Origin of the sequence: Thermococcus aggregans (assembly GCF_024022995.1) — an archaeon.
GTDB lineage: Archaea > Methanobacteriota_B > Thermococci > Thermococcales > Thermococcaceae > Thermococcus_A > Thermococcus_A aggregans.
Window position 1 is genome coordinate 1036591 of record NZ_CP099582.1, and the last position, 22844, is coordinate 1059434.

The following is a 22844-nucleotide window of genomic DNA, read 5'->3' on the forward strand; positions in this document are numbered from 1 at the left end:
TCTATGCTTCTTTTTTGTTCTATGGTAATTTGAGTTCCTTAGTTTCTTGAAAAACATGATTTAACTCCACGTGTTTTTATTTTGCGAATCTGATGTCTATAAGTCCAGTTATGTACATTAGTTGTTCGCTTTTATCACGCTCGGCACATGCATAAAGTATTTAAATAAAGTTTTACACACAAGAAAAAGATGATGATCAAAAATAAACTTAGCAGTACAAAAAAAGCGAAGGAGGGAATTTGATGGGATTCGGAAAATATTTGGTCGTTAGGCTACTAAATGCCCTTGTGGTGCTGACTATAGTTACACTCGTAATGTCTGCCCTCTTCGTTAAAGTTGCTGAAAAAGACTTAGAAAACACAATAGTGCAACAGGTGAATGCCGAGTTCCAGAGTCTCCAACAACAAGGTAAAATTCCTGAAGATCCCGACGCATGGAGAGCACAGAGAATTGCGCACTATAAGGAGCAGTACCATCTGGACAAGCCTTATTGGTGGAGAGTTCAGTATTACTTTAAGAACACATTGACATTCAACTTCGGGAAAACTAAGAACCCAGTATTCGGTTCTGAGAAAGACGTCGTGGCAATTCTCAAAATGGCTATTCCCCGTACAATTCAGCTCTTTACTACCGCTCAAATAATAATTATAACTCTGGGTATCCTCCTTGGAGTAAAAGCAGCCCAGATGGTTGGTAGCCTCTTTGATAGAGCACTGTCCGTTATTGCGCTGGTAATGAGTAGTATCCCCATGTGGTGGTTTGGAATGATAATGTTGCTTATATTCTCATTCAAACTTGGATGGTTCCCCTCTAGGGCAATCCCCGACCCAAACCTTACTGGTTGGGCGCACATAGTTGATATCCTCAAACGTATGACTCTCCCAGTAGCCACAATAGTTATAGTCTCGTTTGGAGCGTGGGCATGGGTCATTAGAAACATTATGATTGGTACAATGCAAGAAGACTTTATCATGGCTGCAAGAGCTAAAGGTGTGCCAGAAAGAAAAGTGATATATGGGCACGCTCTTAGAGCTGCTGCCCCTCCAGTCGTAACTATGGTTATCATGAGCCTCCTTGCATCCCTTGGAGGTGCCATAATTACAGAGAGCGTCTTTACTTGGCCTGGAATGGGAAGAGTGTACTGGATTGCTATCGAGACCAACGAGACTAACCTTATCATGGGCCTAACGTTCGTAAACGTGCTTTTATACCTCGCAGGCGTTATTATTGCAGATCTGGCCTATGGATTCCTCGATCCAAGAGTTAAGGTTGGTGCATCTGAAAATATATGAGGTGAAGAACCATGCGCTGGGTTGATTTCAAAGAATCTCTTTCAGAATTCTGGAGCGACTTTAGAAGACAAAAGTCAGGTTTGTTAGGATTACTGCTACTATTCCTGTTCATATTTATCGCAGTTGCGGCTCCAATTATAACATCACCAGACATTCCCGAGAGGTGGCAGAGCTTCTGGCTAGACAACCCCAAAAACGTGCCTCCAACGTGGGTCAATGTTTTCTCAGGCCAAACAAAGGCTCCCCACTTGATAATCGAAGGGGAAAACCTCCAGAAGCTCATTACCAAAACTGACTCAGGCTATGTTATAGAGGTCGAGTACATTAACGAATACGATGTTCCACCCCAAGATATCGTCATAAAAGACTTGAGTGGTGAAACCACAGGAGGAAAACCCTCAATAACCGTCATAGTCAAGAGGCCAGATAACAAAGAAGTGACTTTAATAGAGAACTACAAGTTCTCAGGAAGTCTCGTCCTTCAGCTGGGTACTCATCCTCAAGTTAGGGACAACCTTCTCAAATGGATTAAGAGCGAGGGCATATACATTGATCCACTTCAGGAATTCCAATACAAGACACTTATGGACGCTACTAAAGTAATTTTTGGAAAATTAAATGAAAACATTCTAGAAAATCCAGAACCTCTAAAAGGCACGTACAAATTCACGATCCTCATAAAAGTCCCAGAAGGAAGCTCCGTCTCATTTGATAACGCTAAAGTTATATTCACAGGAAGAACTTACGGCTGGCTTGGAACAGATTTCAAGGGAAGAGACCTGCTCGCAGGAATTATCTGGGGTTCAAGAGTGTCCCTCGTCATAGGTATCTCAGTGGCAGTTGTCAGTGTTTTAGTCGGAATATTCTACGGTGTCACAAGTGCCTATCTCGGAGGATGGAGCGATGAGCTTATGATGAGATTTCAGGAGTTCATGGCGTCAATACCCAGCTTACCAATACTTATCCTTATGGGCGCGTACTTTGGAGGACATATAAAACTCTGGCAGATAGTCGTGCTGCTTGCAATCTTTGGATGGGTAGGTATAGCGAGAGTAGCAAGAAGTATGGCACTTCAGATCAAAGAGCAGACATACATTGAAGCGGCAAGGGTTCTAGGTGCTGGCACTGGTAGGATAATCTTCAAGCATATGGTGCCCCAGCTTCTCCCGTATGCGTTTGCTCAGATGGCACTTAGCGTCCCAGGTGCCGTGCTTTCAGAAGCTTCGTTGAGCTATCTAGGTCTTGGTGACCCCACTGCCGTTACATGGGGACAAATACTCCACGACGCCCAAGTTGCAGGTGCTGCAGTAAACGGATACTGGTGGTGGGTCATCCCACCAGGACTTGCAATAGCCCTTGTTGGGTTAACGTTCGTGCTTATAGGTACTGCCCTCGACAGAGTACTCAACCCAAGATTAAGGAGACTGTGAGGTGAATGGAATGGCTGGGAATGTGCTTGAGGTTCGCAATCTTAAGATGTATTACTTCACCAATAGGGGTGTTGTGAGGGCTGTTGATGACATAAGCTTCGATTTAAAAAAGGGAGAAGTCCTAGGACTTGCCGGTGAGTCAACAATTTCAAAAGTTAGGAAGTATTTATCATCCCTCTGAGTTACACTTAAGTTTCTTACTTCATAATCAGGCACTTTTGGGGTGTAAAACCATTCCTTGAAGAACCAGTCTAAGTCCTGCCCACTAACTTTCTCGAAGACATCCTGCATATCAGTTAAGTTACACTCTCTACCATGACACTCTCTCAACAATTCCCTTAGTCCTTCAAAGAAAGTCTCATCCCCAAGAACAAACTGAAGAGAGCGGAAGACAAAAGCACCTTTATAGTATACAATTCCCGCTCTAGCTTGGGGATTGAAAATCCCCTCCTTGTAACTCTCTGCAAGAGTTTTCGAGTAATTAATATACTGTAATGCACTTCCCTCGAATCCATCAAGGTTTCTGCTACCCTTTACTCTCATGTAGAGATTCATAAACGTAGCTAGGCTTTCATTAATTCTCCCAAAGTCAGCATAGCCACCAAACCACAAATGGGCAAGTTCATGGGCAGTTGTTGATGAAATGTCCTTATTGTCCAGGAATCCGTAGCGTCCGTGAAGCCCGATGATTGCAATCCCTTTTCCGAAATATTCAAACTCTTCTCCAAAGATAACATCTGGGTTAAAAAATACATTGACTTCTTGATAGGGAGACGTGCTTAAGTATTTTACAAACTGCCAGAATATTTGTGTCGTGGCATTTGTAAGTCCTTGGAAGTCCAAGTAACTTTTCTCTGGGGTATAAAATACTAATATGGCGTTTCTGATGGTACTTTTAGTTTTTTGGAAAAAGTTTTGGTCGAAAATGTAAATGAATCGATAGTTGGTGGGGTTGGGTTTAATGTTTTTGAATGTTACCACTAATTTTTTGTCTTTGTGTTCTATTCTGGGCAAATAATAATCAGAGAGTACGGTATATGTTGAAGGAAGGATAAGAGTGAGATTATATGTCTCCGGAATTGGATTATGGAGAGAATTTGAGTTAATAAGAACTCCTGCAGGCGATACTGGAAGAGGCCATTCAGTTGAAAAAACTATTATGGAAGGATAGTTCTCAGGATAATAAATTGGGGAAAATTTTACAAAATCACCAAGTATGTATTGGTGAAAGGAAGAATTCACTATTGTCTCATACTCCAGTGTTCCATGTAGTGGAATATCCTTTGGATACGTTACATTCAAAAGTATTACTTGAGTGTAACGCAGAGGTAACGAATATCGGGAGAGTTTTGAGGTATTGATTTGTTTTCCTCCAAGGGTCAGACTTAATTTACCAAAACTCGGAGACTTTATGTAGAGTATAGTGCTGTTTCCTGTTCTATTCGTGATTACGAAATCCCAGTTTGCCTTTAGTTGGTGATTGAGGATAGTTACAGTTATGTTTGCAACAACAGAATAATTTGTCGAAACGGGTGGGAAGCCCGCGTATATGGTTTCTTCTACTTTTGCAGGGTATACAATGTAGGGCTCTGGTTTCTCTTGTAATGAAGAAATTGAGTTATTATCTCGTAGAGTATATCCTAAAGAAAGCACAAGAAGAGAGATTAGAACTAAAGCAGAGACTTCCCACTTCATGATCTAACACCTGCTGTGCAGTCGTTTTCATTCATTTTAATGTTTCTATCTTCTTGTTGGAAGTGTGAAGTCCCACATCCCTTCATTTTTATCTGGTATCCGGCCCAAATTTTTTATAAGACTTTCCTTGCTGAATATGTTGGGATATCTTCTCATTAAATAAAACTTTAATCCCTCTTTCCAAACGTATTTATTTATATCACATCCCGGGCCATTAGGGTGTCCATTTTTTCGAATTGATTCCATTGGGCAACCTCCCATACAAACTGGCAAAAGCTTGCATTTTCTGCATTCTTCATATTCTGTAGGATCCCTGGATTTTACATCATAATAAAAAGGATATATTTTTAGACTTCCGTCTTCTTGTATTTCTCCAATTTGGTACTCCTCAATTCCAACCATCTCCCAGCATGGATATACCTTTAATTCAAACTTAGCTGCATGATTCATGCTCATGTCTTCTTAAAATAATATTTATTTAAGAACTTCTGGATATTCAAATAGTCGGAAAAACTTCTCTTCTAATATTTTCATGCTATAACAATCCGAATTAGCCAAATCACCCGTTTTTAGAAATGCATTATAACTACAACCACCACCACAAATTAATGCAAGTTCACAGTTTTTGCACTTTTCTATATTAAAGATATTTCTTCTTCTATATAACTGGAATCTGTCATTCAGCTTAAACGTTGGATAATATTTACCAATGCTAAGCTCTTTCATTCTCAAAGCACTCATACAAGTGTACAGATCCCCGTAGGGGTCATAAAATATTTGCCTGTAATGAGCAGGACAATTATAAAACTGTGGAATCCAGATTCCTTCATAGAACTTGACAAAGAGCCCATTAAACATTCCAAAAACTTTGGTTATCAACTCACTCCTAAATAAATTTAAGATTTCATCAAAGGATAAATTGGGGTTGAAATAGCAGGGTCCAAATTTATTCCTAACCGGAGCCAAGTAAAATCGAACATTTTCTTTATTTGTCCAGCCCTTCTCAATATAAAATCTTGCAAGTTCTTCTAGATATTTGATATTTTCTTTACTAACGTTAGTTCTCAAATCAACCTTAAACCCCATTTCGATAACTTTCTCAATGTTTGAGATTGTTTTTTCAAATGCCCCATTATAGCGGTATGAATCATGAACTTCTTTTGGCCCATCGATTGTTGTTTGTATCAGAGCTATTGAATCCTTATACGAGTCCAGGAGTTCCAGATAAGAGTCCAAGTCAATGGCATTTGTCATAATTATGAAGTTATACCCATATGATGAGCCGATCTCAAGGATGTACTCAATTATCTCATAGAGTCTCTTTTGAAGAGGCTCTCCACCATAAAGCTGGATATTTCGAATTTTGCTTTTTCTATTGTCAACTTCTCCATTATCAAACTTTAAGATGGCCTCAAAAATTTTATCCACTTGCTCCGTTGTTAAATCTTTCTTTCTCTTTATGTTTTTCTGATAACAATAGGAACAATTAAGGTTGCATGTGTATGTCACGACAATAATGTGATAGTTGTTTGAGTAAATATTATCCCAGAGCCACTTAAAATATTTCTCGAGTTCTTCATCATCGGGTTTATCGATTATAAAGCCAGACCTCTTTAAAATGGACAAAATGTTACTGTCTAACTCGGGATTCTCCTTTTCAAGCTCACCTAATGCCTCATTATCAACTTTTATCATTGACCCATTTTTGGTGTTTATCAACAGATACTCACCATTGCTGAGATTTATTTTGACAACAAAACGACTAATCATTCTGATCCCTCCTTAAAGAGAGCCAAAGCTTTATGTATTCAAACAAATACTTAGTCTCTTCGCAATAGGGCTTATACAAGGTTCCATGAGTTCTATATGCCTCCATGGGGCATCCTCCTGAGCACAAAAGAGATAGTTTGCAGTTAAAGCATTCTTTTATCTTGCTTGCTGTTCTATTCTTCCAAAGATAATAGTTTACGTTTAATTTAAACTCTGGATAATAAGTGCCAACGCTGAATCTTTTATCTCCCAGAACATAATCACAAGAGTAAATATCGCCCCTAGGATCGAATATCAAAACACTGGGACTAGCTCCTCCGCAGTATCTTAGTCTTGCGGGAATTGGGGTTCCTAATGAGAGAGCATTGAGAAGATTCGCATAAAATACATCAAACTCATAAATCAAGACATCTTTCAGTCTGTGCTCTTTTATTATTTTAAACATTCTCTCAAAGTACTCTTTTGGACTTAAAGCAAGTGGATATCTAACCCCAGAGCGTTCATTAACCCTCTTTAATAAAATTGGGGCGTCTATCTCATTTTCTTTAAGTTCATTAACGAGTTGTGGGATGTAATTGATATTTTGACTATCAACATTTACGAAAATCGTTACCTTAATCCCCCTATCTTGAGCTTCTTTGATTCCATCTAAAATCTTATCATATGTCTCCCTATCTTTCCTGTGAATTCTCCTTTTGTCGTGAATTTCTTTCGGACCATCCAACGTTACTTTTACAATTTTTACATTGTTCTTCTTCAGCATATCCAAGAATTCAGTTAACTCATAACCATTGGTTATGACATCAAAAGTGAATCCTCTTCTCTTTCCTTCTCTTAGAAAATATTCTAAAATTTCAGCATTTTCATACATTAAAGGTTCTCCACCTGTAATTCCAATGTTATTTTTTATCTTATCTCTGTCATTTGTAGAGATTTCATAAAACTTATCAATCATGTCCCTACTGATCGTGCTCTCTTTGTTTATACCTCTTTCATAACAGTAGGTACAAGCAAAATTGCAATTGTACGTTATTGCAATACTATATTTACCCCTTATTTGAGGTTCATTTTGCTCTAAAAAACTATAAAATAATGCAATTTCTTCTTCAGGCTTTAAGTTTGTAATAAATCCCTCTTTTGTAAGGATCTCTACTACTTCCCTCGGAGCATTGTTTAAATTCCTAATTGTTCTAACAACTTCTTTGTCAACTATTAAAGGTCGAGAGTTAGGTTTTAAAAGAAGATATTCGTGGTCATTCAGTTTGGTAATATTCACAAAAAAGGAGAGATTCATATATCACCACCCGTTTTGGGTGTAGAACCCCAATTCCGTGTGATTTCTTCCAAAGATTTTGTAACTAGCCGTAAAATCCTGGTTCTTGGAAATGCTCCTTGTTCCGTATCTTGTTAATCCTGCAAGCACTATAATAAAGTTCTTTTCATTCCAGGGGTTCCTAATAGTCTGCAGTACTCCCATGGATCCATCACAGGGAATCGTGCTGTCCAAAGAAAGCTCTATGAGGCTTTCATTCGTGATTAAGAAAGCGTGAAAGTCTTTAACAGCGCTCGGATTCCGTTTTAGACTCAAACCGTTCTCATCCTGAACGAAAGTTATTGGGAGCCTATCATTAAGTTCCCTGGTGATTTTATTGGCCACGGGGCCTCCAATGAGAATTAAGTTTTCCTTCAAATCATCGTCTGTCAAATCTACATCCGCTTTAACTATTATTTCCGGACTGCTCCCATAGAACCAAATAAAAGATCTTTCAAGGCCTCTCTTGTACTCCTCTGCAGTCTCTCTATCGTATTCCGTTCCGCTCTTATCTGGGTTTTGAGTGCCGTAGACAATGATGACCTTTCCCATGTATTTTATCCTGTCCACTGCCCAAAGTCCTGTGATTGGAGTTCTCATTTTGAAGTATTCGCTGATGTTCTCCGGAGTTGCCCATTTTTCCATGTGTTCAGCCATAATTGGGGCGTAGTCAAACAGAGTTTCATTCTCCTTCCTTGTTTTCTCGAAGTGTTCATACTCCCTGAGAAAATCTTGGATGAGATACAAATCCGTAGACAGTTGAAGGCTTCTGAATTTAACAAAATCCTCTGGAACACCGCTTTTTAGAGCAAAGTACTCTGCGAGGCTTTCTGTTAAGATTTCATTAAGATACCTGCTGAATGACCCAAAATGCCCGTAATCGTATGAAGTGGTCACGGGCATCTGGCTTCTGACTTCGTCTAGGTAATAGGTTTTGTTTTTGAAAAACTCGAAATTTTCCCCAAGAAAGTCACCAACGAGTGGGTGTGTAAACTCGTGAAATATTGTGACAACCTGCTGGAACATTTGTGCCTTGTATTTACTCGGAAGAGCATATCCAATACAGTATGCTCTCTCTTCTCGGAATATTGCATGTGGGTGGATTCTAACTGAATAAGACAGCTCAACACGGTACTCTTGATAAGTAAACCCGAAAAACTTCCTGTGTAGTTCTGGAACATTTTCCAGGTATGGCACTATGCTTGAGGTGTATTTGAGATAATCCTCTCTGTGAGCCTTGTAGAATTCCATAAAATTGCTCTCGCTAGCGAATTCTGCTAAGGGCTTTAAATCTCCAAGGTTTGTTTCGTTGGGGAGGTAATCAAGCAGTGCCAGTCTGCCACCCAAATCCATCATCGCGCTGTCTCGGGAATAATACGGAAGGGACTCGTCCAGAACTTCTCTAATGTATTTAACTGCCTCATGCTCTTTGTAGGGAGCGAAGTAAGTTAGAACGTCCTGAACGTAATCGCGAGGGGCAATTATGAACGGGTCGCTCCCGTTAAACGCTAGAATATAAACCACCGAAAAAAGCTCTAAGTCTGGATTGATCTCTACTATCACCTGGGGTTCTCGGGCTTGAGTTGCCTCCAATGGGAGTGAAGAGAAAAATATTAGTGTGATAAGAAATACTCCGACTTTTTTCATTTGCTTCCCTCCTTTAAAGTTTTCTGTTTCAAAAACTCCTTAAACTTAAAGAATAATTGGCTTATCTCATTTTCCATGAGATCCTTATTTATGCAGTTCTTTATATCTTTGAGACAACTACAATCATTCCTGTTTTTAATCTCATCTAATTCCTCTCTTGTTAAATCCTTAAGTGGACATCCGCCAGCACATACTAATAGCAGGGGACATTTTTGGCATTCTTCTTTTAAGTTGTATATATTCCTGTTCTGGAGTTCTTTGATAATATTTAAGTATATCTCAAATTTTGGATAATATTTACCAATCGGAAACATTCTATTCTCTGCCATTATATAGCAGGGGTATATCATTCCATTTGGATCAAGAATAGCACTTCTTCCTGATAATCCTCCACATCGAATTGTTAGTAATTTTGGTAGTTTACCATGGAGAATGACATCCCTAGCGATATCAAAACCAAGTTCGTAATCCCCGATGTCTATATATTGTAGAAGCTCAATATTGTTCATAAAATACTGTATTAGTCTTTTGGCAACACGCTCTTTTTCCTTTTTATTGTTATGAGAAATATTCCCTCCATTGACTATAATCTGAAACACTATCTTAATTTTTCCTAGAAATTCTAATTCAGATAATATTTTAACTAACGAATCTATATGTTCTATATTTTTTTCGTCAAATTGTGTTGTTAATATAAGCTTGTCATGTAAACCTTCCCTAATAAGGATCTTTATGTTTTTAACAATAGTATCAAAAGTATGGGCACCTGACTTATGAACTCTTCTCTTATTGTGGACATCAGGAGGACCTGCCAAAGTGACATATATGCTACCTATAGAATCCTCATATCTCTTAAGTAGTCTAACATAGTGGTCCAATGTAAAGCCGTTCGTTGCTATGGAGATTATCCAATTTCTATCCTTTCCATATTCAAATATCTGCTCCACGAAAGCATAATTTTCCAACAAAAGGGGTTCTCCTCCAGTTAATGCAACTCTCACGTTATCACTGGAAGAATACGAATCAATAAACTCAAGAGCTTTTTGCAATTTACGCTTAGTCATACGATCCTTTAGAAAATACCAGTTTCGTCTCAATATACAGTAGTCACACTTGAAGTTACATGACCAGTTTAAGATAATACAAAAATCGGCAAATTTACCAATTTTTTCAAACTTAAGTTTAGGAAATAGTTCCCTAATTTCATTTTTGTTTAGTATAACTTTCAATTCTTTTAAAGTATCTAATAAATCAGGAGATACGCTATTTAAAGTCGTCATGTCAAGATTTGAAATTAAGTCACATACTTCTCTATCACAATAAAATGCAATCCTGTTCAGTAAATTTATGATAAGATACTCTGAATCATTTTTCTTAAATTTTAACAAATAAGGGTTTATAAGATCCATCATTCATCCCCCAAAAGCTTAAAAAATAAAAGTATGCATTACTTTATCACTATTTTTAGCAACCAGGTTGCAAATCACCAGCACATCCTGGGTATCCCCAAGCTGGCTTGGGGATCACTGAAAAACCTGGAGGGACATATCCACCGCCACCACCACAACCTGTCATACATATCTCCATCTCCCAGTCTTCTGGCTCAACGATTTTCCCATTTTCTACTTTTAATATCTCAATCTTCATCTACAACACCCCCCAAGTTTTTGCATTTATATTTTTTGCTGAAACAATAAATAAGTTTTACTGCAACTGATTTATAAACTCTTGATAACGCATTTATAAATAAAGTGAAACCATCTATGAGGAAAAAAAAGCAATGTTTATAAGTAATTTCACTGACTTTTAATAGTGAGTGATGGGCAGTGGTGGGCATTAGTGCAATAACCAAAAACGCTAGAGTCATCAAGGCGTTCATATTCATCCAGAAGGAAGTATTCTTTTCAAGGCGCTTTGACTTGCTCCTTCAATTCATAAGTTTAGGCTTAAACATCCTCTTCATTGGGATTTTTGCAAAGCTTATCACAATTAATGCAAACATTTCTCAGTATGGCACTCCAAACTACCTCGATTATCTTTTAATTGGCTCAATAATCCACAATCTCGTTTTTCTGCCAAGGGGGAGCATTTCTTCATTCGTTTTGGGGAGGGTATTTCCGGTGTTGTACAATTCACCCGCATCATTAACAGCAATCTTCATCGGGATTAACGCCTGGCGAATTCTATGGAATTTGGGATTAACCTTAGCAATAACAGTTATCTACATCCTCTTCTTCGGATTAACAATTCACCTTAACCTCGGCGTTGCAATCGTTATCTTAAGCGGCGTCCTGCTAATTTTCGCCCTCGACCTGTTCTCAGCAGGCTTTAGAATTGCTACTAAAGCAACGCAAGACCCATTAAACTGGTTCTTTAACATTACAGCCCAACTTGTAAGCGGTTTATACTTTCCCCCAGAAGCGTTGCCAAAATGGCTTCAACCGTTATCAAAAATCCATCCGGAAACGTATATTCTCCAAATGGGCAGGCTTACAATGGGTGGGGGATATTCTTTAGGACAAATCCTGCCCAGCTTGGTTAACATGCTGGTCATCACCGGGGTGATGTTACTCTTAGGGTACTTTACTTTTAGGTGGGGCTTCAACAAGGCGAGACAGTTGGGAACTTTAGGCCATATGTGAGGTGTGATGAGATGAGAGCCCACATCTTAAAAGCAACTTGTGAGAACGGAAAACTGATACTGTTCCTGAGAGTAGAAGTTGATCTTGGGTATGCGTACAAGATGAAATTAAGCGGATTAGAAAAGGATGTCTTGGAGCTTATACTCCAGAATGGGAGTGTTACTCAAAAGGAGCTCAGCAAGAGGTTTGGAAAAGTCAAAGCCTGCAGGATTATTCAAGAGCTGGAAAAGAAAGGTTTGATAGAACGAAGGAAGAAAGGAAGAACTTATGTCATCCGGGTGATTTAAATGATCGAGTCAGTTAACCTGACTAAGTTCTATCCCCCACCAATAAAATCGCTCTTTGACCTGAAGAGTTTGAGAGATTTTCTTGGAAAACCTAGAGAGAAAATTCCTGCCTTGATTGATTTGAATTTCAAGGTTAGGGAGGGCGAGATTTTTGGTCTTCTCGGTCCTAACGGTGCTGGGAAGACAACCTTCTGCAAAATTGCCAATGCCTTAGTAATCCCAACTCGGGGAAATCTTTACATCAATGGCCATGATTCAGTGAGGGAGCATGATAAAATCAAGGGCAGAATATTCACGATTTTTGGTGGGGAGAGGGACTTGTTTGGCCTTTTTCAATGGCGTGTGAGCGTGGAAAAGAACTTAAAGTTTATTGCAGAACTCTGGGGGATTCCTAAAGCTGAAGCTGAAAAGAGAATCAACTACGCTCTGGAGCTTTTAAATCTTAAGGAGAAGAGAAACGAATGGTACCAAAAGCTTTCTGCAGGTATGAGGCAAAAAGTCTATCTTGCACTTCCCTTAATAATTCAACCTGAAGTTTTAATTTTAGATGAGCCAACAGTTTACTTGGATGTTTTTACAAAAAGAGAAGTCTGGAGTGCCATTTTAGAGCTCTCCAAAGAGTTCGGGACAACGATAATACTCACTACTCACAATTTAAATGAGGCGGAAGCGTTGTGCGATAGAGTTCTAATTTTCAACAAGAAGAAAATTGCCGAGGGTAAGCCGAGAGAATTAATCGAAAAGTTCCAGGCCTTAAAAATGGAGAGGAAGCTGTTGGTCAAACTCAGGGGTAAAGTTGAAACTAGTGACTTTAACGGAATAGCAGAGAAGATTAAAGTTTATTCTCAAAACGGTTTCACTTATTTGGAAATTTACACTAAACAAGATCGCCTAAAAGATATCCTTGCAATCCTGACAAATTATGAAGTAGTTGACCTTCAAAACGAAACAATAACCCTCGAAGACGTGTTCAAGAAGCTTTTAGGTGATGAAAATGTTAAAAGAGTTAAAAGTAATTAAGGCATTGATCGTTCTTTTCCTGTTAGTTGTTGGTTGTGAGCATTCAAGCTAACAATAAGCTCAGAGCCAATGACAATCACCACAAATTATTCAGAAATGCTAAACTTAACCAACAACAAATCAAAAAGGGCGTTGATTTAGAAGAAAAATATTAAACAAAGAGAGAGAAAAATAGAAAGAAGAAATTTTAAACTTTATTCTTAAAAACAAGGAAATCATCCAGAAGGAACTCAGGGAAATCTTTGGTCATGTTAGAATTTGTCGAGTTCTCCGTAGACTCGAGAAAAGGGAGATAATAAACAGAAAAAGAAAAGGAAAACATACATGATAGAGATCGCATAATACTTGCCAAAGAAGATTTAACTTCAGGATCCAATGTATATCCAAGAATCAAAAATCTACCCTCCTTATCTTTGGATCAAATAATATTAGGCATTGCTATTCAATGCCTATTAGAGCTCTCTCAACACCCGTTCTATCACAGGGTCGGTTATTGAGTATAGCTTTTTTCCATCTTTAAATTCACTTTTTATCCAACTCATTCTTTCAAGATTTTTAAGCAAAGAGGAAAACCGTGCATTTGTTATCCTGCCTTCGTGAGCCTCAAGATATCCTTTTATTTTCTCCCACCGATTGAATCCTAAAGCTACAGCTTTTAAAATAAATGTGTATCTCCTGCTCCTCTTTTTTAGCTCTTTGATTTCTTCTAACATTGTTTGTTGTGCCTTTCTCATAGTGAGCTCCAGTGCCTTCTTAGAATCTTTTGTGTGGAGATAGTGGAATCCATATTCAACCAACCACCCTGGAATTCCATCCAAGACCTCAACTGCTCTCTCTAGTTCCCATTCTCTTACTTTTAAGTTGACCTCGTTGAATCCTCTCTTAAGAAACTCAAGGGACTTTTCTCTTGTAAATGGGCTTATAGTGATTTCGTTATGTATTCTTCCGAAAAGGAGGGCTTCATGATTTTCAAATCCCAAAAAGTCGTGTAAAAGGCCAATCTCTGAACCAGTAAAAACAAAGTGTATTCTAGGCAGATTATCATAGGCGTATGCTACCAAAGCTAGGAATTCTTTACCTCCTTTTGTACCATAGAATCTTAGATATTGAGCCTCATCGAAAGCAAGCACAATAGTTTTACCTTTCTCTTCTCCAAACTTATTGAGCTTTTCAAGGATTTCCACCAGATTCAATTCTCTAAGCGAAACTTCAAACCCTTTTATTGAGAATTTTGATACGTTAAGGTGTGAGAGCAATGGTTTTAAGATCTTTGGCTTCAGATTCAACAGTGCATTTCCAAGCTCTCGCTTGAGTTCATCTTTTGTGATCCACCCTCCCACGTTTGTGTACAGTTTCCTAGCATCGATATAAACTCCAGCTGTGTTGCTCTCATTAAGTGCTACTTTTAAACAAAAGACTTGCCAACTCGTCTAATTTCGAGGATTAAGGTTATGGGATAGTTTTCAATGTTTTCAATTGATTCAATCACGTCCGTTGCCTCTTTTTCTCGGTCAAAAATTTCCTCCTTCGTGTTTTGGGTTGCGGGTCAAATAGCATATGTATCGCCTCCGATACTAAGTATCACTCCCGATACTTGTAGTTATTTTTAGACACTAAAATGTCTAAAATTACAAAAACAATTATGTTGAATCTACATTAATATGGCAAATTTTTTAAACTCTTCACAAGATCAAATCTTGGTGGTAACTATGCTGACGTATGCTCAAGCTGGTGTTGATGATGAAAAGACTCAAAAAGCCTTGAAAAGTATCATTTCCCTTGCAAAGGCCACTTTTGAGTTTAGAAGGGAAAAAATTGGCGAACCAAAAGAAGATATTGGTCATTACGCTGCGCTTATGGACTTTGGGAGCTTTTACCTTGCAATGACGACGGATGGAGTTGGAACCAAAACCTTGGTTGCAGAGGCGGTTGGAAAATACGACACCATTGGAATAGACATGATAGCGATGAATGTAAACGATTTGATATGCGTAGGCGCTGAACCCGTGGCTCTGGTTGATTACCTAGCAGTTAAAGAGCCAAATGAAGAGGTTTTTAGGGAAATAGCGAAGGGCATCTACGAGGGTGCAAAGCAATCGGGAATAGCCATAGTGGGTGGCGAAACTGCAGTTTTACCAGAGCTTGTAAACGGATTCGACCTTGCTGGAACGGCCATTGGGGTTGTTGAGAAAGATAAAGTGGTGACTGGAAAGGAGATAAAGCCCGGAGATGCAGTAATAGGGATATCGAGCTCGGGGATTCACTCCAACGGTTTGACCCTTGCAAGAAAGCTTTTAATCCCCAAATATGGGCTTGAATACGAGTTTGAGGGCAAAAAGCTCTGGGAGCACTTGCTTGAACCAACGAGGATTTACGTTAAGCCGATTCTTGAGCTCCTCAAAAAAGTGGAAGTTCATGGTTTAGCTCACATCACCGGTGGAGGCTTGCTCAATCTAAAGCGGCTCACAAGCTATGGATTTTCCCTAGAAATGCCTCCAATAAGCGGGATTTTCAAGCTAATCCACGAAAACGGCGTTCCCTTGGAAGAAATGTTTAGGGTTTTCAACATGGGGGTGGGGTTTGTAGTAATAGTTCCTAAGGAAGAGAAAGAAGATGCGTTGGACATTTTAAACAGGCACTTTGAGAGCTTTGAGCTGGGCATTGTAACGGAAGAGTCTGGTATAGTGGTGAGGAATTATGGTGTTAAGTTTTAATTTTTGCATCCGTTTTTCATTTTAAAAATTTGAACCATGAAGAAAGCGTGAAAAGGTTCAGCTAGTGAGGCGCTTATAGAGCTCCTCGTATGCATCTATAAGGTCTCCTTTATCAAAGCGGAAGACGTCTTTATCCAAGCTTTTCTTTGTTTCAGCATCCCAAAATCTGCATGTATCTGGGCTTATCTCGTCCCCCAAGACTATCTCACCATTAGCGTTCTTTCCGAATTCGAGCTTGAAATCAACGAGCAAAATTCCTTTTTCTTTGAAGTATTCTTTTAGAATTTCGTTGACTTTAAGCGCTATTTTCTCCATCTCTCTAATTTCCTCCTCACTAATTCCGAGAACTTTTGCGTGATAGTAATTTATCATTGGGTCGCCTAAGGCGTCGTTTTTGTAGTAAAGCTCCACTATAGGCTCCTCAAGCTCGGTGCCTTCTTCCGCTGGGATCCTCTTCTTTAGGCTTCCCGCCACGATGTTCCTAACGACAACTTCCACTGGATACATCTGGAGTCTTTCCACTATAAGCCTGTTATCGCCGGCCACTCCAATAAAGTGGGTTTTTATACCATTTTCTTCCAACAGCTTAAAAAGATGAGCACTTATTTGGGCATTGAGCCAACCTTTACCTTTGAACCGTGCTTTCTTTTCTCCGTTAAAAGCTGTGGCATCGTCTTTAAATTCCATTATCAGCTTTCCCTCATCAAGCGGAATCATTTTCTTTGCTTTTCCTTCGTAGACCTCCATAATGTTCACCATATTTATGTAAAATTATGAAACTTTTTAAGTTTATTTTATCATTTTTATGTCAATAAATGGGCAAAGTTTTTAAAATGTAACCGACAATTTATGTTCAGAAGCCAAGAATAATATACATGTTTAACTCAAAATATGCGAGGGAAGAACATGAAAGAAAAATGCGGAATCTTTGCGGTCAAAGCGGAAAACGCCCTTAGGAAAGCATGCTATGGTCTTATTGCCCTTCAGCACCGCGGTCAGGAAAGTGCTGGAATAAGTATATGGGAACACAAGATTAGAACCATAGCGGGTAGAGGGTTAGTGTCTGAGGTTTTTAGGGGCAAGGAACTTACAAAATTCAGGTCAAATATAGCCATAGCTCACGTTCGCTACTCCACATCTGGCTCTTTAAGTGAAACCCAGCCGCTCGAAGTCTCTTGCTGTGAAAAAGAAATAGCGGTTGCTCACAATGGGACTCTTACCAATTTTTTGCCTTTAAGGCGAGAATACGAAAAAAGAGGGATTAAATTTAGGCATTCGGTCGATTCAGAACTTTTGGGAGTTTCTTTTCTCTGGCATTTGAAAGAGACTGGTGATGAATTTGAAGCTATGAGAGAAGTTTTTAATGAAGTTAAAGGCGCTTACTCTGTGGCATTTCTCTTTGATGGGAAGATCTTAGTTGCTAGAGACCCCCTTGGATTCAGGCCTCTCAGCTATGGTGTTGGAGATGGACATTACTTTGCATCGGAGGATTCAGCTCTCAGGCTTTTTGTTGATGAAGTTAGGGATGTGAAGCCCGGAGAAGTGTTCTTGATTTCTGATGATGTTGAGAGCAAAGTCTTGGCTAAAGAAAGGCATTATCACTGCGTCTTTGAGTATATATACTTCGCCAGGCCTGACAGCATTATTGATGGTGTTAGCGTGTATAAAGCCAGGGTCAAAATGGGAGAAGGACTTGCCCGCGAGAGCCCTGCGAACGCTGACGTCGTTATTCCTGTTCCGGACTCCGGTAGGGCTGCAGCTTTGGGCTTTTCTCAGATAAGTGGTATTCCATATGCCGAGGGCTTAATAAAAAACCGCTACATTGGTAGAACCTTTATAATGCCCGGTCAATTTTACAGGGAGCTAAAAGTAAAGCTCAAACTTTCTCCTGTCAGAGAGGTTATCGAGGGAAAACGTGTAGCCCTTGTTGACGATTCTATAGTCAGAGGGACTACAATGAAAAGGATAGTGGAACTCCTAAAGAAGGCTGGAGCAAAAGAAGTGCATGTGAGGATAGCATCTCCACCAATAAGGCATCCCTGCTATATGGGGATAGACATTCCAACTAGGCATGAGTTAATAGCAGCTTTTGGCAGCGTTGAAAATGTTAGAAGAGCCATAGGAGCAGATACGCTTGCTTATCTTAGTGTGGAAGGGTTAAAGAAAGCCGTTGGAAAGAAAGACCTCTGTTTAGCATGTCTTACCGGCAATTATCCTGAATGGGCTTTCCGGTTCTAAGTTTTCTAATCTTTGCAACTGAAAACTTAAACTCCGATGTACCGGCTTTGTTAAGAGCAAATATTTTTTAGAATTACTCTACTCAGTAATGAACATTAAGGTGGGTAAGATTTATAAATGCCCTATTTAATTTAACATCGGGTACAGCCCCGTGGTGTAGCGGCCAAGCATGCGGGACTCTGGATCCCGCGACCGGGGTTCGAATCCCCGCGGGGCTACCATATCCCCGGGCTCCAGACCAAACTTCTCTTTTAAAAATCTTTAAATTCAGGGAACTCCTATATTGCTGGGGTGAAAAAATGTATACTGAAGAGAAACTTCTAAGCGAGATAAAGGAGCTTCTGGAGAATGATGAGCTCTACGCCCTCTATGAAGATACATACAGGAAATACAAATATTATTTCGATACAACCAACTACATAGTTCTCAACGTTTACCAGTTCAATGATCACGGCGCAATACACGTTCTTTTGACCACAAGACGAGCCCTTGAGGTTTTGAAGATCCTTAAAAAGTTCGGGATTAAAACAACCGCTGAAAAGTTGGGCAAACCCTTTGAGTGGAGCAAATTTATAGTCTCCTTTGGAGCTCTCTTTCATGACATTGGGAACATGATCCACAGGGAGCCTCACTACCAGTTCAGTGTTATCCTTGCAGAACCTATAATAGACGAGCTCGCCAAAAAATTCGAGAAAAACGACTGGTTGGTCTTAAAGGCGTTAACTCTAAACGCCATATATACTCATGATGAAAGCGTTCCCTGCACCACTATTGAGGGGAGCTGTGTAACGATAGCAGATGGATGCGATATGGAAGAAGGCAGGAGCAGATTAGCTTACAAGAAAGATAAAGTGGACATCCATGCAGTTTCAGCCTTGGCGATTGATAAAGTTGAGATAAAAGAAGGAAACGAAGAAGTTCCAATCCTTGTTGAGGTGTGGATGAAGCACCTGGCGGGAATCTTTCAAGTTGATGAGATACTTACAAAGAAGGTTAAGAGCTCCCTTCTAAGCGGGAAGGTTAGGATTAAAATACACGCCGGGGAGGAGACTCTGGAAAAGGTGGTATAATGTCTTCTCTTCTTTTAGCTTATGAGGACTTGAAATACCTTTTGAACAGGGGATATCGGAAAAAGTATGCCCTTGAGTTTGTCGCCAACCACTACAAATTAACATCTAGAGAAAGGTACTTTCTGACGAGGTGTGTTTTTTCTGACAGAGAAATTGAAGAAAGAAAAGGAAAGGTCCTTCAGAAAGAAAATTTAAGGTACACTGTACTTGGAGTGGATGGTTTTAATGTTTTAATAACACTGGAATCTCTGATAGAGGGTAAGGCTATCCTCTGTGAAGACGGCTTTTTGAGAGATTTAAAACATCAGAAAGGTTACAAAATACACAAAAATACTCCAAAAGTGCTTGAGCTTATTGTGAGGTTTTTAAGGGACTTAGGAGTTAAGGAAGCCTGGTTCCTATACGATGCTCCGGTAAGCAGAAGCAAAGAAGTTGCCAAGTTAACAGAAGACCTTATGGAAAAATTTGGGGTTCATGGAGCGGCTCTTTTGTCAAAAGCGCCCGATTATGACTTAAGAGAGTTCGAAGTTGTTGCAAGTTCGGACATTGCGGTAATTAAGAAAGTCAGCTCGGTAGTTGATCTTCCCCAAATGATAGGGGAGGCGAAGGGGTTAAGATGGGTTAGCTTTTTGGAGATCCTAAAAAACCCTGAGCTGTTGGACTCTTGTTTTGCCTTTCGGAGCAAATGTTAATTATTCCCATTGTTGGAGTTAATCTTCTTGAAATTTAGTGCATGGACAGATGTCGTTGGAGAGAGTCTTCTGATTGTGTACTCATAAGCTGCTGGCTCGAACTCTGGATTCATGGCTTTAATTATTGTCATCTTTTCTTTGGATTCCTTTTCATAAAACTTAAATGATATGACAACGTCTGATAAGCTCAAAACCCATCCAACGAAGTGTTTGGATACAAGTTCCTTGTTTAACAGGAGAATTGTGATGATGTTGTACTCATGATATAGTCGTGCAAGCTCTGCCAAATCGGAATTCAGAAGTTTTAGCGTTGGTTTTTCTTCGAAAAGCGTTGTGATGGCATCTAACGTATAAATAACTCTGATAATTGGTCTAGAACCGGCTATTGGGAATATCTGTTTTCTGTATATCTCCATTATTTTGGGATTTAATGTTTCCGCACTTGGGCTAGAGATTTGATAGATGTAATTTTCATAAGGGGGAATATTGTACCGCGAACCAAAAATATCTATAATTCTGAGATTGTCTGCTTCTGCTTCCTTTCTTATGTTGAGACCTACAAAAGTTGCTCTGCTCTCCAATTTTTGTGCGGGCAAAAGGTAGTTGTGGATCACTCCAAAGCAATTTTCATTTATCAGATTTTTCAAGATTTCAAATGCTAACGCCCACCCCAGAGACAACTCGTCATACATGATTGTGAAAACGCCACCTCTGGGAATTCCTCTAATCACGTCGTCTATTTCTTTTATATGGACTTTAAAAAATCGAAAAGAAGAAGGAGTTTTGTTCATGTGAATCCCTCTACACTCTTATGAACTCCACAGATTCGCGAAGCTGTCTTACGATTCCGTGGAGCTCTTCGATGTTCCTCTTTACTTCCTCTAACGCTGAAGTCTGCTCTTCTGCGCTTGCACTAACCTCCTCTGCACTTGCAGTGGTTTCTTCTGCACTTGCTGCTAGTGTTTCAAGGGACTTCATGGCTTCATCAATCTGATCCCTTTCTTCTTGAACTTCCTTCATTAGTTCTTTAAGTTTAAATTCTACATCGTCTAGGAGGTCTCCTATGTTTACTAAGTAATTAACAGTCTCATTGAGGAAATCTACAGAGTCTTCAACTATTTGAACTCCCCTTCCTGTCTCTAGAACTGCCCTTTCTACTTTTTCAGTCATTTTCTGAATTATGTTGCGGATATCATCGGCGGCTTTTTTGCTTTCTTCTGCGAGGTTTCTTATTTCTTGGGCAACGACAGCAAATCCTCTTCCCGCCTCACCAGCCCTTGCAGCCTCAATAGCGGCGTTTAAGGCTAACAGGTTGGTCTGTTCTGAAATATTTGTTATGACGTTTGTAATTTCTCCTATGTTTTTGCTCATTTCATTTACTGCTTCAACAGCTTCCTTTATAATGTTCATTGCTTGTTGTATGCTTTGTATTTGGTTTATTGCATTTTCTCCTTTTTCTTTTCCTTCTTTTGAAATCGAAATGACCTTCTGAGTTATCTCTGAGAATTCTTCCATAGTGGTTGCAGTCTTTTGACTAATTTCTGATGTCGAGCGCATTATCTCCATAACAGTGTTAATGTTCTCCTGCTGTCTTTGAGCTTCCATGCTAACTTGTTGAATTGCTTCAGCGACTTGGCTAACTGCTTCGGAAATTTCTCCGGATATTTTTGTTAGTTCGTTGGCTCTTTTTTCTAAGGTCGTTGCGAGGTCTCTTACAGTCTTAAGAAGTTGCTTTAATTGTGCAATAGTTTTTCTCATAGAGTTCAAAATCAGTTCTAAATCTCCCTTTGCGTGTGCAGTTAGTTCTTCTGTCAAATCTCCCTCGGAAATTTTCTCCATTCTTTCAACTATCAGGTCGAGAGTTTGAAGCACATCTTTGGATATTGCTTTGAATGCTTCTAATAGTTTTCCTATCTCGTCCTGCTCTAAGTACTTCATCTTCGCAGTAAGTTTTTCTGCCTCTTCCAGCTTTCCTTGGCTAATAGCTTCTGCTATTTTTGTCATTTCTTTAATTGGGTCTAGAGCGGTATTCATGAACTTATATGCTATTGTTCCAGAAACCGCTGCAAGTACAATAGCTATCCCGGCACTCATCCACAGTGTCTTTTTAATGTTTGTCTCTGCGATGTTGACGGATTCTTGAATTAGTTGGGCAGCCTCGCCGGAAGTTTTGCTTGCAACAATGCCGAGAGTGTTCTCTAAATCTGATGCGAGGTTTTGTATTGCAAACTGCTGGATTAGTATAGTGGCAACAACTACTAATATTAAGGGAAGTGCGAGAGAGAGGAGGAGTTTCTTTTTAAACTCTATCGTCCTCCCTCCCGTTAGTTTGTTGTGGGATTTCAAACGTTTCAAACGAGTGAAATTTCCTTATTTATGAGCCCTTCCCAGGGACTTTTCTTGATAGTGAGCGTATTTTCACTTTTAATCTCTGCAATAACTGGCATTATGATGCTGAGGAGAGAAAGCGCTTCTACAGGCAAATCTTTTAAGGCATCTATATTCAGAAAAATTACGTCCCGAATGTCTCTGGTCTTGGTAACTATATACTCTCCCAGGTCGTGAATCTGTTCTACTAATTCTCTCTTCTCGAACAGGTTTAATAGGTACTCCAGTCCCACTTGAATGTTCAGTATAAACTCAGCGTCTGGGCTTGTATTTCTGAGAAACGCGGACACTGTTTCTCCATATAAGCTCCTATGAACAGCATACGAAGAGATTGGTATCTTTCTGATTACATTTCCAATTTTTAGTTTTCCTCCTACCTTTATAACTGGTATCTCTTTGATTATTGAAGTTGTTACGCCGCTTAGTTCTGCTTGATATTTGTATATGCTCAACATATCTAGAAAGTCGGTAAGTAAAATCTCGAGATTTCCGTCGTAATTCTTCTTTATGTCTTCAAGCATTCTGAAAAGTATGGGCCCGGGATTGTGAGTGCTTTTGTATTCTAACAAAATTGCAGTTTTAGGTTTGAGGATATCCTCGAATTCTGACATTGTGGATCACCTGTTGAATTCTCAAATCCTCATAGA

20 protein-coding genes, 1 tRNA gene and 2 pseudogenes are annotated in these 22844 nt (G+C 39.4%); 11 read left to right on the forward strand and 12 right to left on the reverse strand.

The features are described 5' to 3' along the window. Nucleotides 1–242 precede the first annotated feature (242 nt). From NF865_RS05845 to NF865_RS05855, 3 genes and pseudogenes are all read left to right on the forward strand, one after another. On the forward strand, nt 243–1292 hold the full coding sequence (locus tag NF865_RS05845) for an ABC transporter permease (RefSeq protein WP_253303851.1): 1050 nt from the start codon (nt 243–245) through the stop codon (nt 1290–1292). Between the two features lie 11 nt (nt 1293–1303). Beyond that, on the forward strand, nt 1304–2722 hold the full coding sequence (locus NF865_RS05850) for an ABC transporter permease (protein WP_253303852.1): 1419 nt from the start codon (nt 1304–1306) through the stop codon (nt 2720–2722). Between the two features lie 10 nt (nt 2723–2732). After that, nucleotides 2733–2876, forward strand: a pseudogene (locus tag NF865_RS05855) (ABC transporter ATP-binding protein); the annotation flags it as partial. Nucleotides 2877–3013: 137 nt separating this feature from the next. On the opposite strand, the pseudogene NF865_RS05860 reads toward NF865_RS05855, so the two are convergent. The 7 genes and pseudogenes from NF865_RS05860 to NF865_RS05890 all read right to left on the reverse strand — a co-directional run. Next, nucleotides 3014–4417: pseudogene (locus NF865_RS05860) on the reverse strand (M1 family aminopeptidase); the annotation flags it as partial. Between the two features lie 45 nt (nt 4418–4462). Next, nucleotides 4463–4819, reverse strand: coding sequence for an SPASM domain-containing protein (locus NF865_RS05865; RefSeq protein WP_253303853.1), 357 nt, complete (start codon nt 4817–4819; stop codon nt 4463–4465). A 72-nt stretch (nt 4820–4891) separates the two neighbouring features. Further along, the gene (locus NF865_RS05870) at nt 4892–6187 is read right to left on the reverse strand and encodes a radical SAM/SPASM domain-containing protein (protein ID WP_253303854.1); all 1296 of its coding nucleotides are present in this window, start codon (nt 6185–6187) and stop codon (nt 4892–4894) included. Next, the gene (locus NF865_RS05875) at nt 6180–7481 is read right to left on the reverse strand and encodes a radical SAM/SPASM domain-containing protein (protein WP_253303855.1); all 1302 of its coding nucleotides are present in this window, start codon (nt 7479–7481) and stop codon (nt 6180–6182) included. The genes NF865_RS05870 and NF865_RS05875 overlap by 8 nt, the downstream gene beginning before the upstream one ends. Nucleotides 7482–7484: 3 nt before the next feature. Continuing rightward, nucleotides 7485–9146, reverse strand: a complete 1662-nt coding sequence (locus tag NF865_RS05880; RefSeq protein ID WP_253303856.1) for an S-layer protein — start codon at nt 9144–9146, stop codon at nt 7485–7487. Beyond that, a complete protein-coding gene (locus NF865_RS05885; RefSeq protein ID WP_253303857.1) occupies nt 9143–10558 on the reverse strand; it encodes a radical SAM/SPASM domain-containing protein in 1416 nt (471 codons plus the stop codon). The genes NF865_RS05880 and NF865_RS05885 overlap by 4 nt, the downstream gene beginning before the upstream one ends. Nucleotides 10559–10610: 52 nt before the next feature. After that, a complete protein-coding gene (locus NF865_RS05890; RefSeq protein WP_253303858.1) occupies nt 10611–10793 on the reverse strand; it encodes a hypothetical protein in 183 nt (60 codons plus the stop codon). Nucleotides 10794–10972: 179 nt separating this feature from the next. Between NF865_RS05890 and NF865_RS05895 the strand changes: the two genes are divergently transcribed. The 3 genes from NF865_RS05895 to NF865_RS05905 are packed head-to-tail and all read left to right on the forward strand — an operon-like array spanning nt 10973 to nt 13095. After that, a complete protein-coding gene (locus tag NF865_RS05895; protein ID WP_253303859.1) occupies nt 10973–11788 on the forward strand; it encodes an ABC transporter permease in 816 nt (271 codons plus the stop codon). 11 nt (nt 11789–11799) lie between these two features. Continuing rightward, on the forward strand, nt 11800–12075 hold the full coding sequence (locus NF865_RS05900; RefSeq protein WP_253303860.1) for a helix-turn-helix transcriptional regulator: 276 nt from the start codon (nt 11800–11802) through the stop codon (nt 12073–12075). Further along, nucleotides 12076–13095, forward strand: a complete 1020-nt coding sequence (locus tag NF865_RS05905; protein WP_253303861.1) for an ABC transporter ATP-binding protein — start codon at nt 12076–12078, stop codon at nt 13093–13095. It abuts the gene before it with no gap. A gap of 452 nt (nt 13096–13547) precedes the next feature. Here the strand turns inward: NF865_RS05905 and NF865_RS05910 are convergent, their stop codons facing one another. Next, a complete protein-coding gene (locus NF865_RS05910) occupies nt 13548–14435 on the reverse strand; it encodes an AAA family ATPase (RefSeq protein ID WP_366513770.1) in 888 nt (295 codons plus the stop codon). A gap of 369 nt (nt 14436–14804) precedes the next feature. On the opposite strand from NF865_RS05910, the gene purM reads away from it, so the two are divergent. Beyond that, nucleotides 14805–15809 carry a phosphoribosylformylglycinamidine cyclo-ligase gene (gene purM, locus NF865_RS05915; RefSeq protein WP_253305581.1) on the forward strand — a complete coding sequence of 335 codons (1005 nt, stop codon included), beginning with the start codon at nt 14805–14807 and terminating at the stop codon, nt 15807–15809. A gap of 57 nt (nt 15810–15866) precedes the next feature. Here the strand turns inward: purM and purC are convergent, their stop codons facing one another. Beyond that, nucleotides 15867–16556 carry a phosphoribosylaminoimidazolesuccinocarboxamide synthase gene (gene purC / locus NF865_RS05920; protein WP_253305582.1) on the reverse strand — a complete coding sequence of 230 codons (690 nt, stop codon included), beginning with the start codon at nt 16554–16556 and terminating at the stop codon, nt 15867–15869. Between the two features lie 159 nt (nt 16557–16715). Here purC and purF point away from each other — a divergent pair, with 159 nt between their 5' ends. From purF to NF865_RS05940, 4 genes are all read left to right on the forward strand, one after another. Further along, entirely contained in the window at nt 16716–18047 is a 1332-nt protein-coding gene (gene purF / locus NF865_RS05925; RefSeq protein WP_253303862.1) for an amidophosphoribosyltransferase, read from the forward strand. Between the two features lie 145 nt (nt 18048–18192). Then, a tRNA-Gln gene (locus NF865_RS05930) sits at nt 18193–18268 on the forward strand. Between the two features lie 78 nt (nt 18269–18346). After that, nucleotides 18347–19117, forward strand: a complete 771-nt coding sequence (locus NF865_RS05935; RefSeq protein ID WP_253303863.1) for an HD domain-containing protein — start codon at nt 18347–18349, stop codon at nt 19115–19117. Then, nucleotides 19117–19809, forward strand: coding sequence for a DUF434 domain-containing protein (locus tag NF865_RS05940; RefSeq protein ID WP_253303864.1), 693 nt, complete (start codon nt 19117–19119; stop codon nt 19807–19809). Before NF865_RS05935 ends, NF865_RS05940 begins: the two co-directional genes overlap by 1 nt. Here NF865_RS05940 and NF865_RS05945 read toward each other — a convergent pair. Genes NF865_RS05945 through NF865_RS05955 form a run of 3 tightly spaced genes read right to left on the reverse strand, consistent with a single transcriptional unit; the run spans nt 19806 to nt 22808 of the window. Beyond that, entirely contained in the window at nt 19806–20600 is a 795-nt protein-coding gene (locus tag NF865_RS05945; RefSeq protein ID WP_253303865.1) for a hypothetical protein, read from the reverse strand. The genes NF865_RS05940 and NF865_RS05945 overlap by 4 nt on opposite strands. A gap of 10 nt (nt 20601–20610) precedes the next feature. Beyond that, a complete protein-coding gene (locus NF865_RS05950) occupies nt 20611–22164 on the reverse strand; it encodes a methyl-accepting chemotaxis protein (protein ID WP_253303866.1) in 1554 nt (517 codons plus the stop codon). After that, nucleotides 22161–22808 carry a DUF257 family protein gene (locus NF865_RS05955; protein ID WP_253303867.1) on the reverse strand — a complete coding sequence of 216 codons (648 nt, stop codon included), beginning with the start codon at nt 22806–22808 and terminating at the stop codon, nt 22161–22163. The genes NF865_RS05950 and NF865_RS05955 overlap by 4 nt, the downstream gene beginning before the upstream one ends. Between the last annotated feature and the right edge of the window lie 36 nt (nt 22809–22844).

Excerpts from the sequence above, each read along its gene's own strand:
- NF865_RS05845 (WP_253303851.1), top strand. The coding sequence starts at position 243 with ATGGGATTCGGAAAATATTTGGTCGTTAGGCTACTAAATGCCCTTGTG.
- NF865_RS05850 (WP_253303852.1), top strand. The coding sequence starts at position 1,304 with ATGCGCTGGGTTGATTTCAAAGAATCTCTTTCAGAATTCTGGAGCGAC.
- NF865_RS05865 (WP_253303853.1), bottom strand. The coding sequence starts at position 4,819 with ATGGTTGGAATTGAGGAGTACCAAATTGGAGAAATACAAGAAGACGGA.
- NF865_RS05870 (WP_253303854.1), bottom strand. The coding sequence starts at position 6,187 with ATGATTAGTCGTTTTGTTGTCAAAATAAATCTCAGCAATGGTGAGTAT.
- NF865_RS05875 (WP_253303855.1), bottom strand. The coding sequence starts at position 7,481 with ATGAATCTCTCCTTTTTTGTGAATATTACCAAACTGAATGACCACGAA.
- NF865_RS05880 (WP_253303856.1), bottom strand. The coding sequence starts at position 9,146 with ATGAAAAAAGTCGGAGTATTTCTTATCACACTAATATTTTTCTCTTCA.
- NF865_RS05885 (WP_253303857.1), bottom strand. The coding sequence starts at position 10,558 with ATGATGGATCTTATAAACCCTTATTTGTTAAAATTTAAGAAAAATGAT.
- NF865_RS05890 (WP_253303858.1), bottom strand. The coding sequence starts at position 10,793 with ATGAAGATTGAGATATTAAAAGTAGAAAATGGGAAAATCGTTGAGCCA.
- NF865_RS05900 (WP_253303860.1), top strand. The coding sequence starts at position 11,800 with ATGAGAGCCCACATCTTAAAAGCAACTTGTGAGAACGGAAAACTGATA.
- NF865_RS05905 (WP_253303861.1), top strand. The coding sequence starts at position 12,076 with ATGATCGAGTCAGTTAACCTGACTAAGTTCTATCCCCCACCAATAAAA.
- purM (WP_253305581.1), top strand. The coding sequence starts at position 14,805 with ATGCTGACGTATGCTCAAGCTGGTGTTGATGATGAAAAGACTCAAAAA.
- purC (WP_253305582.1), bottom strand. The coding sequence starts at position 16,556 with ATGGAGGTCTACGAAGGAAAAGCAAAGAAAATGATTCCGCTTGATGAG.
- purF (WP_253303862.1), top strand. The coding sequence starts at position 16,716 with ATGAAAGAAAAATGCGGAATCTTTGCGGTCAAAGCGGAAAACGCCCTT.
- NF865_RS05935 (WP_253303863.1), top strand. The coding sequence starts at position 18,347 with ATGTATACTGAAGAGAAACTTCTAAGCGAGATAAAGGAGCTTCTGGAG.
- NF865_RS05940 (WP_253303864.1), top strand. The coding sequence starts at position 19,117 with ATGTCTTCTCTTCTTTTAGCTTATGAGGACTTGAAATACCTTTTGAAC.
- NF865_RS05945 (WP_253303865.1), bottom strand. The coding sequence starts at position 20,600 with ATGAACAAAACTCCTTCTTCTTTTCGATTTTTTAAAGTCCATATAAAA.
- NF865_RS05955 (WP_253303867.1), bottom strand. The coding sequence starts at position 22,808 with ATGTCAGAATTCGAGGATATCCTCAAACCTAAAACTGCAATTTTGTTA.